The sequence below is a fragment of the Nitrogeniibacter mangrovi genome (genome assembly GCF_010983895.1).
Lineage (GTDB): Bacteria > Pseudomonadota > Gammaproteobacteria > Burkholderiales > Rhodocyclaceae > Nitrogeniibacter > Nitrogeniibacter mangrovi.
In genome coordinates this window covers 1,103,780-1,120,833 of sequence record NZ_CP048836.1, presented here as the reverse complement: position 1 = coordinate 1,120,833, position 17,054 = coordinate 1,103,780, and the positions used below count along the sequence as shown (strand labels likewise).

The following is a 17,054-nucleotide window of genomic DNA, read 5'->3' as shown; positions in this document are numbered from 1 at the left end:
GCATCAAGGCGTGGCTAGCCTGCGTTTAATGCACCGCAGCAATTTTCCGACGATGGGAAGCGCTTCATAGAGATGCTCGGCCGGGTCCCAGTAATCCCGGTGATGGCTCACACGCCCCGCGCCATCGAAGCGCAGGTGGGACGCGCCCTCGATGCATCCCGCCGCCCCGGGTGCGCCCCAGCGCAGACACCAGCGCAGCATGGCCTCGCCGTCGCCGGCGAAGCATCCGGTGATCTCGAAGCGCGGCTCGGTGAGCTGGTCGAACATGTGCGCGAAGATGCGTTCCACATGATCGACGCCGATCACGTCGTTGAAAGGGTCCCGGAAGCGGGCGTCCGGGGCATACACCTGCCGGATGTCCGCGAGGGTGGCGGGGGTCAGCCGCTCGTAGAACCGCACCACCGCATCGACCGGCGTCATCACAGCCCCGTGACGCGCCGGACCACGCCAAAATAGAGGCGATACGGCAGACAGTTGAGCGCCTTCAGCACGCGCGAGAATCGCGTCGGAAAGTGGATCTCGAAGCGCCCCGCCGCCAGGCCCCGGACGATCGCTTCGGCAGCCTCGTCGGGATGCATCAGCGCGGGCATGGGGAACGTATTGGCGGCCGTCAGCGGGGTATCGACGAATCCCGGGTTGATCAGAAAAACGTCGACACCCCGAGGGCGCAGATCGATGAACAGGCTCTCGGCGAAGTTGATCAGCGCCGCCTTGGTCGGCCCATAGACGCAGGCCCGGGGCAGCCCGCCATAGCCGGCGACGCTCGCCACCAGCGCGATCGCGCCCTGCCCTTGCGAAAGGAAGGTCGGCAACACCGTGGCCACACCGCGCAGGGTCGCCAGCAGATTGGTTTCCACCACCGGGCGAATGGCCGCCTCGTCCAGCTCCCAGGCCCGTGTCGGGCGATACGCGCCGGCCAGGAAGACCACCAGGTCACACCCGCCCCAGGCTTCGATCAGACGCGCCCAGGCACCGGCGAACCCCTCCGGCGCGGTCACATCGAACGGCAGCACCTGCGCGCCGCCCACCGCCTCGGCCACCCGCTCGAGTGCGTCGGCACGCCGGGCACTGAGCGCCAGCCGGGCGCCCTCGGCGGCAAGCCGCTGCGCCAGCGCCTCGCCAATGCCGCTGGAGGCGCCGATCAGCCACACGCGCCGGCCGCGCCAGTCGGTGAGCCTCCGGTTCAGGCTCACGGGGCACGCCCTTCGCGCTTGCGAAAGCTCAGGGTCACCTCGCCGAGCCGCACCCCGAATTTGCTCATCACCGAGCGGTTGAGCAGCACGCCGTCGCCCATCAGATACATCCAGTCATCGAAGTCCACGTGATAGGTCTTGCCGTTGACCGGCAGCGCCATCACGTAGCGCCAGCGCAGCGCGTTGCCGCGGGCCTGCCCCTGCGCCTGGCCGACCACGTCGTCGGCGAGGCCGGTGTAATGCCCGTCGCCGCGCGCGGTCAGCGTCCACACGCGCCGCTGGGTGCTGCCGTCGTCATAGGTGAAGCGTTCGTCGAGGCGCCCGACCGCGCCCTGCCAGCGCGCCTCGATCAGCACATGGAAGCGCTTGATCACCTTGCCCGAGCGGTCCTGGAACATCCCCCAGGCATCGAGGGTGCCGTTGAAGTAGTCCTCGAGCACCAGACGCGGCGTCGTGTCCCGGTAGGCTTCGATCGTCGTCCCGCAACCGCCGAGGCCGATCACCCCCGCCAACGCACAGATCCATCGTTTCATCGCAAAGCTCCCAGTCGGTGGCGCCAGCGCCAGGTCAGGGCCAGCGCCAGGCATTTGAGTGTCACGGGCACCAGCGCATACACGCCGGCCAGGGCGCGCCGCGCCGAATCACCGTCGGCGCCGGGCGCGTAGCCGAGCCCGTCGAGCAGCGGCAGGGCGAGCCCCGCCGCCAGCGCCAGGCTGACCTTGGCGACCAGATTCCACCAGCCGAAGCAGGCGCCGGCGCCCGCCCCGCCCGCCCCGATCTGGTCGGCGAGAATGGCCGGCGGTAGCGCCAGATCGGCGCCCAGGGCCATGCCCGACAGCACGCAGATGACACCGAAGGCGACGACATCGCCCGCCCCGAGGGTGAACGCCCAGGCGAACACCGCGATCGACAGCCCCATGGACGTCATCCACGCGGCCACCTTGCCGAGCCGGTCCGCGAGCCGGACCCACAGGGGCAGCCCGGCCGCGCCCGCCATGAAGTACACCGCCAGCAAGGGGCCGGCTGCCTGTGGGCGGCCGATCACGTCGTCGATGAAGAACAGCACCGTGCTCGCCGGCACCGCCGCCGCCATGCCCCCCAGGCCGAACAGCACCAGCAGGCGGATGAAATCGCGCCGGCGCAATACCCGCCCCATGGCCGCCAGCGGCACGCCACGCCCACGGCCCGATGTCATCGGCGCCCCGGTGAGGGTGACCGCGGCGGCCAACGCCAGCAGGGGCAAGAAACCCCAGGCCATGCGCGCCAGCCCCGTGGCTTCGTCGTGCCCGAGCACCGTCGGCAGCGCCGCCGCGAGCACCACCCCGAGCAGTCCGAAGCCTTCCCGGCTCGCCATCACCCGGGTGCGTTCGGCCGGCCCGCTCGCCAGTTCCGCGCCCCAGGCGTGATAGTTCACGCTGACCATGGAGTAGCCGGCGCAGGCCACCACCAGCAGGACCAGCAACCACGCAGGCCCGGCGGAGGCCGGCGGCGCGAGCAGGCCGAGCATGCCGAGGGCGAGCGCCGGCATCGCCAGCGCCATCCACGGCCCACGGCGCCCGCTGCGATCGCCGATCCAGCCGAACACCGGGTCCGTGACGGCGTCGAAGATCCGCGCCCCGAGCAGGATCGCCCCCACCACCGAGAGCGACAGCCCCAGGTTGCCGGCATACAACCGGGGCACGTACACGTACAGCGGCAAGGCGGCGAACGCGAGAGGCAGGCCGAGCACGCCGTAGGCCAGCACCTGCCCGGTCCGGAGTGCCGGCAGGGCGCTCATCGCCCCACTCCGCCCAGCAGCGCGGCGCGCAGGTCGGGCTCGCGGGTCCGCGGGTCGAGCCAGATGCCGAAGAAGGCGTCGGCGAAGGCCGGGTCCGGCACCCGCGCGGTCTGCCGGCCGGCGGCATAGAAGCGCACCCCGTCGGCGCTGCGCACCGCCACCAGCACGTCGCCCGGCGCCACGTCCGGAAAGGCGCGCCCGAGCACCGCCTGCCAGCGCTCCGGCCGGGGCAGTCCGAGGCGCTCGAGTTCCTCCAGGGTGGTGCTCACCAACCGCTCGCTCGAGATGGTCGTGTCGTAGCGGATCGCCAGCGCTTCGTGCCCCGCCGTATCGCCCCGACGCCACAGTGCGGCCTCGTACACACGCCAGCCGAGCACCCGCATGTCCCCCGCGCCACGCAGCTGCCAGGGCCCCACATCGCGCAGCGCCTCCGGCAGCGGCACCCGCGCCGAGGCCGGCATCGACACCAGCAGGACGAATCCGAGCACCAGGGTGCGTGCGCTGCGCATCACGCCCCCGCATGCCCGAAAGTGGCGTGGCACACATCCAGATCGCCGGTGCGAAAGCCCGCTTCGCAGTAGGCCAGGTAGAACTGCCACATGCGAACGAAGCGACGATCGAAACCCTGCCGGCGCACCGCCTCGCCCTGCGCGTCGAAGGCCTCGGCCCAGCGACGCAGGGTGCGCGCATAGTCCTGCCCGAAGCAGACATGCGCCAATGCCGCCAGGCCGGTCGGCTGCGCCGCGGCCTCGAGGCGCGCGGGGGTGGGCAGCATGCCTCCCGGAAAGATGTACTGCTGGATGAAGTCGGTCCCCGCCCGGTACGCCGGGAACAGCGCCTCGTCGATGGTGATCGCCTGGATGACCGCCTTGCCGTGGGGCGCAAGACACCGCGCGATCTGCTCGAAGTAGCGCGGCCAGTAGCGCTCGCCGACGGCCTCGACCATCTCGATCGAGACCACATGGTCGAAGCGGCCGCCCACGTCCCGGTAATCGCGCAGCTCGAATTGCGCCCGATCGTGCCAGCCGCCGGCCTCGGCCCGTTGGCGCGCGTAGGCGAGCTGGGCCGGCGACAGCGTCAGCCCATGGACCTGGCAGCCCTGTGCCGCGGCGACCTCGGCGAAGCCGCCCCAGCCGCAGCCGATCTCCAGGATGCGCTGCCCGGGCTGGGCCCCGAGGGCGTCGAGAATACGCTGGTATTTGCGTGTCTGGGCGCGCTCGAGGGGCTCGTCGGCCGACGCGAAGCAGGCCGACGAGTAAGTCATGGTGCGATCGAGCCAGAGGGCGTAGAAATCGTTGCCCAGATCGTAGTGGGCCTCGATGTTGCGCCGCGAGCCACGCCGCGTGTTGGCGCGCAGCAGGTGCCACAGCCGGTAGGCGGCCAGCTGCCAGGTCCGGCCATGGACGCGACGCCCCAGCCGGTCGCGGTTGCGCGACAGCCAGGCGAGCAGCTCGGGCAGGTGGTCGGTGTGCCACAGACCGTCCATCCACGCCTCACCGAGGCCGATGTCGCCGCGGGCGATGACCCGATCGAAGCAGGCCAGGTCGCGCACCGTCCAGTGCGCCACCGGCGCCCCCTGCCCCAGCTGCACCGTGCCGGCACCGGGCAGGGTCATGAGCACGCCGCCGTGTTCGAGCGAGTCGAGCAGCGCCAGAACGGCACGGACGCGCCCCGGCAGGCGGGCGCTCAGCCGCGGCAGGCGGCACTGGAGAACGTTTTCCTGGGCCGTCATGTGCTGATCTCCTTCACGGGCGGCAGGGGTTTTCGAAAGAAACGCACGCGCTTGCGCCAAAGGCGGAAGGCCTGCAGGTGGATACGCACCATCACGCCCAGCGTCATGAACGGAAAGCGCCCCAGCCAGCGCCACATGGCCGGCCGCGCGAGCGGCTCGAGGCGACCATCGATGACGGTCGACAGCTGGCACTGCCCGGCGGCCCACAGGTCCACATGCACCCGGCTGCACCCCTCGGCGAGCACGAAGCGGAACCGGTATTCACCGGACACGGGGAAAAACGGCGACACGTGAAAGCACTTGCGCGCGGTCAGCTCCTCGCCGGCGCGAATCGGCGCACCGTCCTCATGGGCCACCAGGTAGCCGTGGCGCTCGCCAAAGGTGTTGTTCACCTCCGCCAGCACCGCCCGCAGCGCCCCGCCGCGGTCGTGGCAGAACCAGAAGCTGACGGGATTGAAGACGTAACCGAACATGCGCGGAAAGGTCTGCAACACCACCTCGCCGTCGCAGGCCGCCGTCAGGCGGTGGGCGCGCAACACAGCGCCGATCCAGCGCGCCAGATCACTGCCGTCGCGCGGGCCATGGTCGCGGCGGTTCAGGCTGAACACGTGGGCCCGATCGACACCGAGCAGCGGCACCCGGACACGGTCCCAGGCCGACAGGGGCATGCGCAGGAAGGCCACCGGGTAGTGGAATCCATGAGCGCAGGGCTGGTGGCGGTGGTGGGCCACCAGGCCGAAACCCACCGAAGGCGCGAGAAAGGAGATATCCGCGCTCATGCGCTCACCCGCTCCCGGCGATGGCGCCACGGCGCGAGAACGCCGAACTGGCGCACCACCGCAAGCGCCGAGCGCAGACCGTCCTCATGGAAGCCATAGCCGGTCCACGCCCCGGCGAACCAGCTGCGCTGCCGCCCCTGGATGTCGGCCAGCCGCCCCTGGGCCGCGATCGCCGCCCGGTCGAACACCGGGTGGGCATATTCGATGCGTTCGAACACATGCTCGTCCGCCGGTGGCTGCGCCGGGTTCAGGCTCACCACCACCGGGCGTGCGAAGGGCAGCGGCTGCAACTGGTTGATCAGGTAGGAGACCGACACCGGCTGGTTGCCCGGCGCGCCCACACCCGCCATGTAGTTCCACGCCGACCACAGCCCGCGCCGCCGCGGCAACAGGGCCGGATCGGTGTGCAGCCAGGCGACGTTGGGCTGGTAGCGCACCGCCCCGAGCACCGCGCGCTCGGCGTCGCTCGCACCACCGCCGAGCATGCGCAGGGTCTGGTCGCTGTGACAGGCGAAGACCACCGCGTCGAAATGATGCTCGCCCCCGGCGGTGCGCAACGCCACGCCCTCGGCGCTGCGTCGGGCCGCCAGCACCGGCGTTCCCAGACACACCCGCTCCAGGTCCGCGAGCATGCGGTTCACATAGGTGCGCCCGCCACCGCGGACGGTCATCCACTCGGGGCGGTCGACCACCTGCAACAAGCCATGGTTGTGGCAGAAGCGCAGGAAAGTCGGCAACGGATACGCCAGCATTTGCTGAGTGGGACACGACCAGATGGCCGCCGCCATGGGCAGCAGATACCAGTCGCGGAACATGGTCGAGTAGCCACCATCGGCGAGGAATTCACCGAGGGAGACGTCGGCCAGCCGCGTCGGCGACGTCTCGACCAGCCGCTGGGTCTCGCGATTGAAGCGGACCAGATCGCCGAGCATGCGCCAGAAGGCCGGGCGTGCCAGATTGCGCCGTTGCCCGAACACGGTGGCGAGCGACGTGCCCGCCCACTCCATATCCGGATCGCACAGGCTCACCGAGAAACTCATCCTCGAGGCGGCGGAGGCCACCCCCAGATGCTCGAACAGCGCACACAGGTCCGGATAGGTCCGCCGGTTGAACACCAGGAAGCCGGTATCGACGGGCGCCTCGACGCCGTCGAGCGTCACGTTGACCGTATGCGTGTGCCCCCCCGGGCGCAGATCCGCCTCGAACAGCGTCACCCGGTAGTCCCGACGCAGCAGCCACGCTGCCGCCAAGCCCGCGATGCCGCTGCCCACGACCGCCACCCGCTGCCCGGGCAGCGGCGTCGTACGTCCCAGTTCATGCATGTCCATGACGATGGCTCCCCTCCGTGTCACTGCGTCGCATCGCGCGCTGCCAGCCAGCGTTCGATCAGGTCCGTCAGCTGGCGCGAGCGCGGCCGCACCTCGCTCGGAAAACTGACGACCTGACCGCCGGTCGCATCGATGAGGTATTTGTGGAAATTCCAGCCCGGTGCGACGCCGGTGCGCGCCTGCAGGGCCTGATAGAGCGGATGCGCGTCCGGCCCGGTGACCGGGGTCTTGGCCTGGAGCGGAAAGTCGACCCCGTAGGTGGTCTCGCAGAAGTCCGCGATCTTGTGGTTCGTGCCCGGTTCCTGGGCACCGAAGTCGTTCGACGGAAAACCCACGATCACGAAGCCGCGCGCCTTGTAACGCCGATACAGCGCTTCGAGCCCTTCGTACTGGGGCGTGAAGGCGCAGCGACTGGCGGTGTTGACCACCAGCACCACCTGGCCGGCGAAGCGGCACATGCTTTGCGCCTCACCGCCGAGCAAGGGTTGAAACGGCTGTTGCAGCAGCGCCGGGCAGGCCGCATGCGCCGTGGGCAGCAGCCACAGCGAGCCGATCAGCAAGAGCACACGCCGGACCATGATCACCACCCCCGATGAATGCGTTCGAGCAGTTCGATGTGCTCGGCCAGTCGCCATGTTTTGTCCTGGACAACATGAGAGGCCGAGACATGCCGGGAAGCCATGAAGATCTTGCTCGTCACACTCGTGGCGCCAACGGCCGCCAACAACAAGAGAGGCAAGAGCACGAAGCGCAGGCCGGGGCGTGGGGAGGCAGTGGAGGCGTACATTGTTTGTCCTAGACAGAAATTCGTGTTGGGCCTAAGATAGGCTCACACCGTAAAAACGTCAACTGTTTGTCCAGGACAAAATGAGCGAACCTTTCTGGTCCATTTCCGCCGTCGAACGCGACACGGGTATCGCCAAGGACACCTTGCGCGTGTGGGAGCGCCGCTATCGCTTCCCCGCCCCGGTGCGCGACGAAAACGGCGAACGGCTCTACCCGCCGGAACAGGTGGTGCGGCTACGCACCATCCGCCGCCTGCTCGACCTCGGCTTTCGCCCCGGCAAGATCGTGGGGGCCTCCGACGCCGCCCTCGAGGCGCTGGTCGCCGACACCCTGGCGAGCGAGCCGGGCACGCCCCCGGCGTCCGAGGCGCTCAGGTCGCTGGTCGGCATGATCACCCTGCGCAACGGCGACGCGCTGCGCACGACGCTTCAGCAGCGCCTGCTGCGCGAAGGTCTGCAACGCTTCGTGGGTGAGACCCTCGCACCGCTCAATCTCGAGGTCGGTCTGGCCTGGTTTCGTGGCGAACTGCGGGTATCGGACGAACATCTGTACACCGAGCAGGTCCAGAACGTCGTGCGCGCCGCGATCGGCCAGCACTCGAACCCGCTCGGCGTCCCGCGCATCCTGCTGACCACCCTGCCGGAGGAATCCCATGCGCTCGGCCTGCTCATGGTCGAGGCCATGCTGGTCCCCGAAGGCGCCTGTTGCGTTTCGCTGGGCACGCGTACGCCGCTGGACGACATCGCACGCGCGGCCATCGAAGGGGCCTTCGACATCGTCGCCCTGTCCTTCAGCAGCGCCTTTCCCGCACGCCAGGCGATCGACGGGCTCAACACCCTGCGCACCCGCCTGCCCGATCACATCGCCCTGTGGGCAGGCGGCCAGGGCGCCCCCGCGCAACGGCGACTGCCCCCCGGCATCACGGTCATCGACCGCATCGACGAGGCTCCCGAAGCGCTGCGCCAATGGCGGGCTCGACATGCCGGCGAGTGAACGCCACGCGGTGCGTGGGGTATGCTTGAGCCTCTTCCATCGCCGCCCCGTCCTGCCATGAACGCCCCCGCCTTCGAGGCCAAGATCTGCCCGCCCGATACGCTCGACGCGCGGCTCGCGGCCCTGCCCCGCCCGCTGGTGTTCACCAACGGCTGTTTCGACATCCTCCATCGCGGCCACGTCACCTGCCTGGCGCGGGCCCGCGCCCTCGGCGCGGCCCTGGTGGTGGCGCTGAACACCGACGCCTCGGTGCGCCGGCTGGGCAAGGGCGAGGCACGCCCGGTCAATGCCCTCGAAGACCGCCTGGCGGTGATCGCCGCGCTCGAGAGCGTGTCGCTGGTGACCTGGTTCGACGAGGACACGCCGCTGAACACGATCCTCGCCTGCCGCCCGGACGTCCTCGTCAAGGGCGGCGACTGGGCCGTCGCGGACATCGTCGGTGGCGCCGAGGTGACCGCCGCCGGCGGACGCGTCCTGGCCATCCCGTTCGAACACGAGCGCTCCACCACCGGCCTGATCGCGCGCATCCAGGCCGCACACTGACTCAAGAAAGCCCCTGGCGGCCCGTTGTATTCCGGAAGGGACACCCCCGGCCGGCCCCGCGGCCGATTGCAACACGCTTCGAGACCATGCCAGGACGCTTCCGATCTGCCCTCACCCTGCTCGCACGCGGATGGCTCGTGCTGGCCATGGCCATGGCCGTCGCGGGCCGCACCGAGGCGACGCCGGCGGCCGCCGCGCCTGAAGCCGAAGTCCTGCTGCTGCTCTCCTACGACCCCGGTTTTCCCACCTCACCCAAGATCATCGACGGGGTGCGCAAGGGCTTCGGCGATCGCCCGGTCCATCTGTCGATCGCCTACATGCACACCCGCTTCGAGCGCTCGCCCGCCTATCTGGCGCGCTTCGCCGACTGGCTCGCGTTCCAGGTCCGGCGCACGCCACCCGCGGTGGTGATCGCGGCGGACGACACCGCGTTCCAGTTCGCGCTCGGGCACGGCGAGCTGCTCGCCCATGCGCCCGTCGTCTTTCTCGGCGTGAACGATGCCGAAGCAGCCCGTGCCGCCGACCGCCGCCCCGACGTCACCGGCATCGTCGAAAACGTCTCCGTCGCCCGCACCATCGCGCTGATCCACCAGGCCATGCCGAAAGCGCGCACCCTGCACGTCATCGCCGACGCGTCGCCCGGCGGACAGGCCGACCTGGCCACGGCGATGCGCAGCCGCGAGGCGGTGCCAGGCCTGTTCCTCAAGCCCTACCTGCTTCAGCAGATGACCTGGTCGGCGCTCGGGCAGGCGCTCGAGCGCATTCCGCCCTCGGAGCCGATTCTGCTGCTGTCCGCCTACAAGGATTCGGCCGGCCACACCAAACGCTTCGAACAGGGCGCGGCCTTCCTGCTCGGACACGCCAAGGGCCCCATCTTCCACCTCTGGGAGCATGGCATTGCGGAAGGTTTCGTCGGTGGCTGGGTCATGAGCCACCGCATCCACGGACAGATCGCCGCCACCATGGCCGCCGAGATTCTCGACGGCAAACCGGCCGGCGACATTCCGGTCATCTACGACAGCCCCAACCGCCCGGTCTTCAACGCCACCGCACTGGCACGCTGGCACATCGACCGGGACGCCCTGCCGCCGGACCCGGAGCTGCTCGATCCGCCGCCCTCGCTGATCGGCGACTACCCGCACCAGTTCGCCGGATCGCTCCTCATCTTCATCGTCATGGCCGCCCTGATGCTCGCCCTGCTGCGCGCCCACCGGCAACGCAGCGCGCTGTTCGAGCAGACGACCCGGCAGCATGCGCTGCTCACCGGGCTGATCAACGCCAGCCCGGACATGATCTTCTTCAAGGATACGGACGGCCGCTTCCAGCTGGTCAACACCGCCATGACGCAGCTGATGGGCAAGTCCAGCGAGCAGATCATCGGCACCACCGACTACGACCATTTCCCGACCGACCTGGCCGAGGACTTCCGCCGTGTCGACGCCCAGGTGATGGCCACCGCCACGCCCAACCGGCGGACCGAGATGGTCGTCCACGCGGACGGGCCGAGCGACATCCTCGAGACCGTGAAGGCCCCGGCGCGACTGGAAGACGGCACCGTGCTGGGCATCATCGGCATCGCCCGACGGGTGACCGCGGAACACCAGACCAGCGACCGCCTGCAACTGGCTGCGCAGGTGTTCGAACATGCCGCCGAAGGCATCATCATCACCGCGCCCGACGGCACCATCGAAATGGTCAACCCGGCCTTCACCCGCATCACCGGCTACAGCGCCGAAGAGGCCGTCGGCAAGACACCCTCCATCCTGCACTCGGGCCGGCATGGCCGCGACTTCTACGAACGCATGTGGGCCGCGGTCAATGCCACCGACCTGTGGCAGGGCGAAATCTGGAACCGGGACAAGAGCGGCCGCGTCTATCCGGAGTGGCTCAACATCTCGCCGGTGCGCGACGAGCACGGCAAGGTCGCCCACTACCTGGGCATCTTCTCCGACATCTCGGCGGTCAAGCACACCGAGGCCAAGCTCGAGCACATGGCGCATCACGACGCGCTCACCGGCCTGCCCAACCGCATCCTGCTGGGCGACCGCATCGGCACCGCGCTCAAACGCGCCCAGCGCGCCGATCGCATGGTCGCCATCGCCTTTCTCGATCTGGACCGGTTCAAGGACATCAACGACTCCTTCGGCCACGCCATCGGCGACAAGGTGCTCAAGCAGGTCGCCCAGCGCCTGCGCGAAACCGTCCGCGACGAGGACACCGTCGCCCGCCTCGGGGGTGACGAATTCGTCATCCTCATGGAAGAGATCGAGGACACCCTGCAGGCAGAGAAGGCCACCGAGCGCATCCTCACCTGCCTCAATCCGCCCATCCTCCTGGACCACCAGGAGTTCTTCATCGGCGGCAGCCTGGGCATCAGCATCTTCCCGCGCGACGGGACCGACCCGGAAGCGCTGATCCGCAACGCGGACACGGCCATGTACCAGGCCAAGCACCTGGGGCGCAACACCATCCAGCGTTATTCGGAGCAACAGACCGAGTCCGCGCGCCACCGCATGCGGCTCGAGACCGCACTGCGCCGCGCCGTCGAGCAGGCGCGCTTCGAGATGTGGCTGCAGCCGCAGGTCAGTCTGGCCGACGGCGCCCTCACCGGCTTCGAAGCCCTGTGCCGCTGGCCGGACCCGGAACAGGGCATGATCCCGCCCGCCGAGTTCATCCCCGTCGCCGAGGCCACCGGGATGATCATGGCCATCGGCGAATTCATGTTGCGCCAGGCCGCACGCCAGACGGTCGACTGGCGCAAGCGTGGCCTGAATCCACCGCGCATCGCGGTCAATGTCTCCGGGCGCCAGCTGCGCCGGTTGGACTTCCTCTCGACCCTGTGCACCATCCTCGAGGAGGAAGCCTGCCGGCCCGAATGGATCGAGCTCGAAGTGACCGAATCGGACATTCTCAAGGACGCCGAACCGGCGATCGCCACCCTGCACGGCCTGCGCGAGATGGGCATCGGCCTGTCGCTGGACGACTTCGGCACCGGCTTCTCCTCGCTCAGCTACCTCAAGCGCCTGCCCATCGAGACCATCAAGATCGACCGCAGCTTCATCGACGGCCTGCCCGCCGACGGCAACGACCGCGCCATCGTCCAGGCCGTGCTCGCCATGGGCCGCAGCCTCGGCATGCGGGTGCTCGCCGAAGGCGTCGAAACCCCGGCCCAGGCCAGCGCCCTGCGCCTGATGGGCTGCTCCCTCGCCCAGGGTTACCGCTTCGGCCGCCCCCAGCGGCCCGACGCCCTTGAGGACGACGTCCTGCGCGGACGTGTCACCGTCGGCGCCTGAGGCCCCCCGCGACCCACGTGGCCGGCGGTTATGTGCATATTCCCGCATGCGCTTTGACCGTTCTACCGCCCTACCTACAATGGAGACGTGGACCACAACGAACGGATAACGCCACCATGAAGATTGCGAACGACGTCACCGAGCTGATCGGCGGCACCCCACTGGTCAAGCTCAACCGGGTCGCGGCGGGCATCGACGCCACCATCGCCCTGAAACTCGAGTTCTTCAACCCGGCCCACAGCGTCAAGGACCGGATCGCCGTGTCCATGATCGACGCCGCCGAAAAAGCCGGCCAGATCGGCCCCGACACCATCATCCTCGAACCCACCTCCGGCAACACCGGCATCGGCCTGGCCATGGTGTGCGCGGCGCGCGGCTACAAGTGCGCCTTCGTCATGCCCGAGACCATGAGCCGCGAGCGCCGATTGCTGCTCAAGGCCTATGGCGCCGAGCTGATCCTCACCCCGGGTCCCGAGGGCATGGGCGGCGCCATCGCCAAGGCCAAGGCCCTGGCCGAAGCGGACAGCCGCTACTTCATCCCGCAACAGTTCGCCAACCCCGCCAACCCGGAGATCCACCGCAACACCACCGCCGAGGAAGTGTGGAACGACACCGACGGCCAGGTGGACATCTTCGTCTCCGGCGTGGGCACCGGCGGCACCATCACCGGCGTGGGCGAAGTGCTCAAGGCGCGCAAACCGGGCGTGAAGATCGTCGCCGTCGAGCCCGACGCCAGCCCGGTACTCTCCGGCGGCCAGAAGGGCCCGCACCCCATCCAGGGCATCGGCGCCGGCTTCGTGCCCGAGATCCTCAACACCGAGGTCTACGACGAAGTCGCCCGCGTGAAGAACGACGACGCCTTCGCCATGGCCCGTCGTCTCGCTGCCGAGGAAGGCCTGCTGGTGGGCATCTCCTCCGGCGCCGCCGTCTCTGCCGCACTGGATATCGGCAAACGGCCCGAGAACGCCGGCAAGCTGATCGTGGTGATCATCCCCTCCTTCGGCGAGCGTTATCTCTCCACCGCGCTGTTCCAGGATCTGGAAGTCTGATCCCCGACCGCGGAAAATACGGGCGGCCCACGGGCCGCCTTTTTCGTGCCCAGACGGAGTCCGCGACGCAGCATACGCGCACCTGCTCCCTCCCGTTCAAGGGGGCGAAGGCGGGCTTTCGCAAAGCGCCGCTTTGCGCCGACTGAGCGGGCCGGCTGTGCAAAGCCGGCACTGGACGGGTCGGGGTGGGCCAACACCGAATCGGCCACGAGGCCGCACTCACCTCCCTCCCCTTCAAGGGGAGGGGCGGGGTGGGGATGGGGTTAATATATGCCATATGCAAGGACAAACATCCCACCGGAACAAACACCTTGCCAAAGCACTGCGTAAGCGCATGACCGATGCCGAACGCAGGTTGTGGCACGGTCTGCGCAGCCGCCAAATGGCCGTCAAATTCCGTCGCCAACATCCATTCAATGGCTACGTGCTCGACTTCGTTTGTCTCGAGCTCAAGTTGGTGATCGAGGTGGATGGCGGACAGCACGCGGAAGACGCCGAGCACGATGCCGCAAGGACACGCGCACTCGAACGCGCCGGCTTCCGGGTGTTGCGCTTCTGGAACAATGAGGTGCTGATGCAGACGGATGCGGTGCTTGAGCGCATTTTCCGGGAAATCAACCCATCCCCACCCCAGCCCTCCCCTTGAAGGGGAGGGAGCCAATGCCCTGCGAGTCCGGCTGATCCACCCCTCCCCCTTCAAGGGGGAGGCTGGGAGGGGGATGGGGTTTATGACTCACCCCGCACCTACGCTCACCACCCCGGTACAATAGCGCCCGATGTCCCGCGCCCTCGAAATCCTCGAACACGTCTTCGGTTACACCGCCTTTCGCGGCGAACAGGCCGCCATCGTCGACCAGGTCGCCAACGGCGGCGATGCCCTGGTGCTCATGCCCACCGGCGGCGGCAAGTCCCTGTGCTTTCAGATCCCCGCGCTCATGCGGCCCGGCACCGCCATCGTGGTCTCACCGCTCATCGCGCTGATGCGCGATCAGGTGGCTGCCCTGCAGGAAGCCGGCGTGGCCGCCGAGTGCCTCAACTCCAGCCTCACGCAGGACGAAGCCGCCAGCGTCGAGCAACGCTGGATGCGTGGCGAGCTCGACCTGCTCTACATCGCCCCCGAGCGCCTGCTCAATCCGCGCACCCTGGCGCAGCTCGAACACACCCACGAACAACACGGCATCGCCCTGTTCGCCATCGACGAAGCGCATTGCGTGTCGCAGTGGGGGCACGATTTCCGGCCCGAATACCTGCAGCTGTCGGTGCTCTCCGAGCGCTTCCCCGGCGTGCCGCGCATCGCGCTCACGGCCACCGCCGACGCCCAGACCCGCGAAGAGATCGCCCAGCGGCTCAACCTCACCGAAGCGCGCCGCTTCATCTCCAGCTTCGACCGGCCCAACATCCGCTATCGCATGGTGGAGAAGAACGGCCCGCGCCAGCAGTTGCTCGACTTCATCCACGAGCACCCCGGCGAAGCCGGCATCGTCTATTGCCTGTCGCGCCGCAAGGTGGAGGAGACCGCTGCCGCCCTGTGCGAGGCGGGCCTCACCGCCCTGCCCTACCATGCCGGCCTGCCGCAGGAGGTGCGCAGCGAGAATCAGCTGCGCTTCCTGCGCGAGGACGGCATCGTCATGGTCGCCACCATCGCCTTCGGCATGGGCATCGACAAGCCCGACGTGCGCTTCGTCGCCCACCTCGACCTGCCGCGCAGCATCGAAGGCTATTACCAGGAAACCGGCCGCGCCGGCCGCGACGGCCTGCCCGCCGAAGCCTGGATGGCCTGGGGCGCGCAGGACGTGGTGCAGCAACGGCGCATGCTCGACGAGTCCGAAGGCTCGGCCGAATTCAAGCGCCTCGCCAACAGCCGCCTCGACGCCCTGGTCGGCCTCGTCGAGGCCACCGACTGCCGCCGCATCCATCTGCTGCGCTACTTCGGCGAAGCCATCGAGGCCTGCGGCAACTGCGACAACTGCATCGACCCGCCGCAGACCTGGGACGCCCTCGAACCCGCCCGCAAGGCCCTGTCCTGCGTCTATCGCACCGGCCAGCGCTACGGCGCCGGCCACCTCATCGACGTGCTGCGCGGCGAGCGCACCGAGAAAGTCGTCGAACGCGGCCACGACACCGTCACCACCTTCGGCATCGGCGCCGACCTGGACGACAAGACCTGGCGCAGCGTGTTCCGCCAGCTCGCCGCGCGCAGCTTCCTCGCCGTGGACCACGACCGCTTCGGCGCCCTCACCCTCACCGAATCCGCCCGCCTCCTGCTGCGCGGCGAGGCCGGCTTCGAGATCCGCGTCCCCACCAAGAAGAAACGCCTCAAGGCCGGCCGCGGCGGCATCGTCCCCACCGGCGCCGAGGCCGAAGTCTTCGAGCGCCTGCGCCAATGGCGCGCCGACACCGCCCGCGAACGCAACGTCCCCGCCTACGTCATCTTCCACGACGCCACGCTGCAGGAGATCGCCGTGCGCAAACCTTCTTCTTTGGAAGAGTTGGGCACGGTGTCGGGCATCGGGGATCGCAAACTCGAAGCCTACGGCCCCGCACTCATCGAGTTGCTCAACAGCTGATCCGTAGGGCGGAAAACGAAGCCGGCGGCGGCCGGCTGACGTTTCGGCGCAGCCAAAAGCGAAGCGCCTTCCGCCGTATGACCTCGGCACGATTGCACTGCGCCATCTCAACCGGCAAACACCGCCTCGACCGCCCCCAGATCCAGATACCCACGCCCGCCACCTCCGGCAATCACGGTGTATGGATTGCCCGCTTCCCCGATCTGATCCAGCACCAGCGCCGCCCCCGAAAAATCATCGTCCTTCGTGTAGCCATTGACGGTCACGATGGTCTTCACCCCGGCTCCCACCGACGAGCGCACGCCGTTGCCCGAGTCCTCGAACGCAATCGCCTCCTGCGGTGACAGCTTCATCTCCCTGAGCGCCCACGCGTAGATATCCGGCGCCGGTTTCTTGGCCGGCACGATGTCGCCGGCGGCGATCACTTCGAACCAGCTTTCGCTTCCCGGCCCGAGGGTGCTGTCCAGCAAGGCGGTGACGTTGGCCGGCGTGGTGGTGGTGACGATGGCCATGCGCAGGCCGGCGGCGCGGGCCTCGTGGATGAGTTTCTGCACGCCCGGACGCAGGGGGATTTTCCCTTCGGCCATCAGCTGGGTGTAGAAGCGGGTCTTGGCTTCGTGCAGGCCTTTGACGAAGGCGTCGAAATCGTCCGGCCTGGGGAAGTGGGTGTTGAACGCATCGAGGTAGTAGCGGATGCGTTCCTTGCCGCCGGTGACGGCGAGCAGCTGGCCGTAGAGGGCTTCGTCCCACACCCAGTCAAGGCCGGCCTCGGCGAAGGCCATGTTGAACGCCAGCCGGTGGCCGTCCCGTTCGGTGTCCGCGAGCGTGCCATCCACGTCGAAAAGCAGTGCCTGCAAGGTCGCCATCGTGCTGTCTCCTTCGAAACCCCTCGTGGTGAAAGGTCGGCGTGGGCCGGATGATAGTCAGCGATGGAAGGGGTAGTGTAGCGCGAACGAGGTCGCGGGGCCGATGCCGGGGTTCGTCGGTGGATCCACCGTTGCCCCCGGATTCCGC

General features: G+C 68.7%; 17 protein-coding genes. 6 read left to right on the top strand and 11 right to left on the bottom strand.

The annotated features are described in order from the left end of the window. Window positions 1-3: 3 nt before the first annotated feature. The 10 genes from G3580_RS05165 to G3580_RS05120 are packed head-to-tail and all read right to left on the bottom strand — an operon-like array spanning window position 4 to window position 7,596. Complete coding sequence (locus G3580_RS05165; protein WP_173764246.1) at window positions 4-420, bottom strand: nuclear transport factor 2 family protein; 417 nt, start codon at window positions 418-420, stop codon at window positions 4-6. Continuing rightward, window positions 420-1,193 (bottom strand): SDR family NAD(P)-dependent oxidoreductase, encoded by a 774-nt coding sequence (locus G3580_RS05160; protein ID WP_228720776.1) that lies wholly within the window; start codon window positions 1,191-1,193, stop codon window positions 420-422. Before G3580_RS05160 ends, G3580_RS05165 begins: the two co-directional genes overlap by 1 nt. Next, window positions 1,190-1,726, bottom strand: a complete 537-nt coding sequence (locus G3580_RS05155) for a DUF3833 domain-containing protein (RefSeq protein ID WP_173764245.1) — start codon at window positions 1,724-1,726, stop codon at window positions 1,190-1,192. Before G3580_RS05155 ends, G3580_RS05160 begins: the two co-directional genes overlap by 4 nt. Then, window positions 1,723-2,970, bottom strand: a complete 1,248-nt coding sequence (locus tag G3580_RS05150; protein WP_173764244.1) for an MFS transporter — start codon at window positions 2,968-2,970, stop codon at window positions 1,723-1,725. The genes G3580_RS05155 and G3580_RS05150 overlap by 4 nt, the downstream gene beginning before the upstream one ends. After that, window positions 2,967-3,479 (bottom strand): chalcone isomerase family protein, encoded by a 513-nt coding sequence (locus G3580_RS05145; RefSeq protein WP_173764243.1) that lies wholly within the window; start codon window positions 3,477-3,479, stop codon window positions 2,967-2,969. The genes G3580_RS05150 and G3580_RS05145 overlap by 4 nt, the downstream gene beginning before the upstream one ends. Then, the gene (locus tag G3580_RS05140; RefSeq protein ID WP_173764242.1) at window positions 3,479-4,702 is read right to left on the bottom strand and encodes an SAM-dependent methyltransferase; all 1,224 of its coding nucleotides are present in this window, start codon (window positions 4,700-4,702) and stop codon (window positions 3,479-3,481) included. The genes G3580_RS05145 and G3580_RS05140 overlap by 1 nt, the downstream gene beginning before the upstream one ends. Then, the gene (locus tag G3580_RS05135; RefSeq protein ID WP_173764241.1) at window positions 4,699-5,481 is read right to left on the bottom strand and encodes a DUF1365 domain-containing protein; all 783 of its coding nucleotides are present in this window, start codon (window positions 5,479-5,481) and stop codon (window positions 4,699-4,701) included. Before G3580_RS05135 ends, G3580_RS05140 begins: the two co-directional genes overlap by 4 nt. Continuing rightward, window positions 5,478-6,809 (bottom strand): NAD(P)/FAD-dependent oxidoreductase, encoded by a 1,332-nt coding sequence (locus tag G3580_RS05130; protein ID WP_173764240.1) that lies wholly within the window; start codon window positions 6,807-6,809, stop codon window positions 5,478-5,480. The genes G3580_RS05135 and G3580_RS05130 overlap by 4 nt, the downstream gene beginning before the upstream one ends. Window positions 6,810-6,829: 20 nt before the next feature. Further along, window positions 6,830-7,387, bottom strand: coding sequence for a glutathione peroxidase (locus tag G3580_RS05125; protein ID WP_228720775.1), 558 nt, complete (start codon window positions 7,385-7,387; stop codon window positions 6,830-6,832). A 2-nt stretch (window positions 7,388-7,389) separates the two neighbouring features. Beyond that, a complete protein-coding gene (locus G3580_RS05120; protein ID WP_173763303.1) occupies window positions 7,390-7,596 on the bottom strand; it encodes a hypothetical protein in 207 nt (68 codons plus the stop codon). Window positions 7,597-7,676: 80 nt separating this feature from the next. Between G3580_RS05120 and G3580_RS05115 the strand changes: the two genes are divergently transcribed. The 6 genes from G3580_RS05115 (at window position 7,677) to recQ (ending at window position 16,040) form a co-directional block, all read left to right on the top strand. Further along, entirely contained in the window at window positions 7,677-8,588 is a 912-nt protein-coding gene (locus G3580_RS05115) for a MerR family transcriptional regulator (RefSeq protein WP_173764238.1), read from the top strand. A 57-nt stretch (window positions 8,589-8,645) separates the two neighbouring features. Next, window positions 8,646-9,131: an adenylyltransferase/cytidyltransferase family protein gene (locus G3580_RS05110; protein WP_228720774.1), complete on the top strand. Its 486-nt coding sequence runs from the start codon at window positions 8,646-8,648 to the stop codon at window positions 9,129-9,131. 86 nt (window positions 9,132-9,217) lie between these two features. Continuing rightward, the gene (locus G3580_RS05105; RefSeq protein WP_173764236.1) at window positions 9,218-12,424 is read left to right on the top strand and encodes an EAL domain-containing protein; all 3,207 of its coding nucleotides are present in this window, start codon (window positions 9,218-9,220) and stop codon (window positions 12,422-12,424) included. A gap of 116 nt (window positions 12,425-12,540) precedes the next feature. Further along, complete coding sequence (gene cysK, locus G3580_RS05100; protein WP_173764235.1) at window positions 12,541-13,473, top strand: cysteine synthase A; 933 nt, start codon at window positions 12,541-12,543, stop codon at window positions 13,471-13,473. Between the two features lie 277 nt (window positions 13,474-13,750). Next, window positions 13,751-14,119 (top strand): endonuclease domain-containing protein, encoded by a 369-nt coding sequence (locus G3580_RS05095; protein ID WP_173764234.1) that lies wholly within the window; start codon window positions 13,751-13,753, stop codon window positions 14,117-14,119. A gap of 130 nt (window positions 14,120-14,249) precedes the next feature. After that, a complete protein-coding gene (gene recQ, locus G3580_RS05090; RefSeq protein WP_173764233.1) occupies window positions 14,250-16,040 on the top strand; it encodes a DNA helicase RecQ in 1,791 nt (596 codons plus the stop codon). Between the two features lie 107 nt (window positions 16,041-16,147). Here recQ and G3580_RS05085 read toward each other — a convergent pair whose 3' ends face one another. Further along, complete coding sequence (locus G3580_RS05085; protein WP_173764232.1) at window positions 16,148-16,906, bottom strand: HAD family hydrolase; 759 nt, start codon at window positions 16,904-16,906, stop codon at window positions 16,148-16,150. Between the last annotated feature and the right edge of the window lie 148 nt (window positions 16,907-17,054).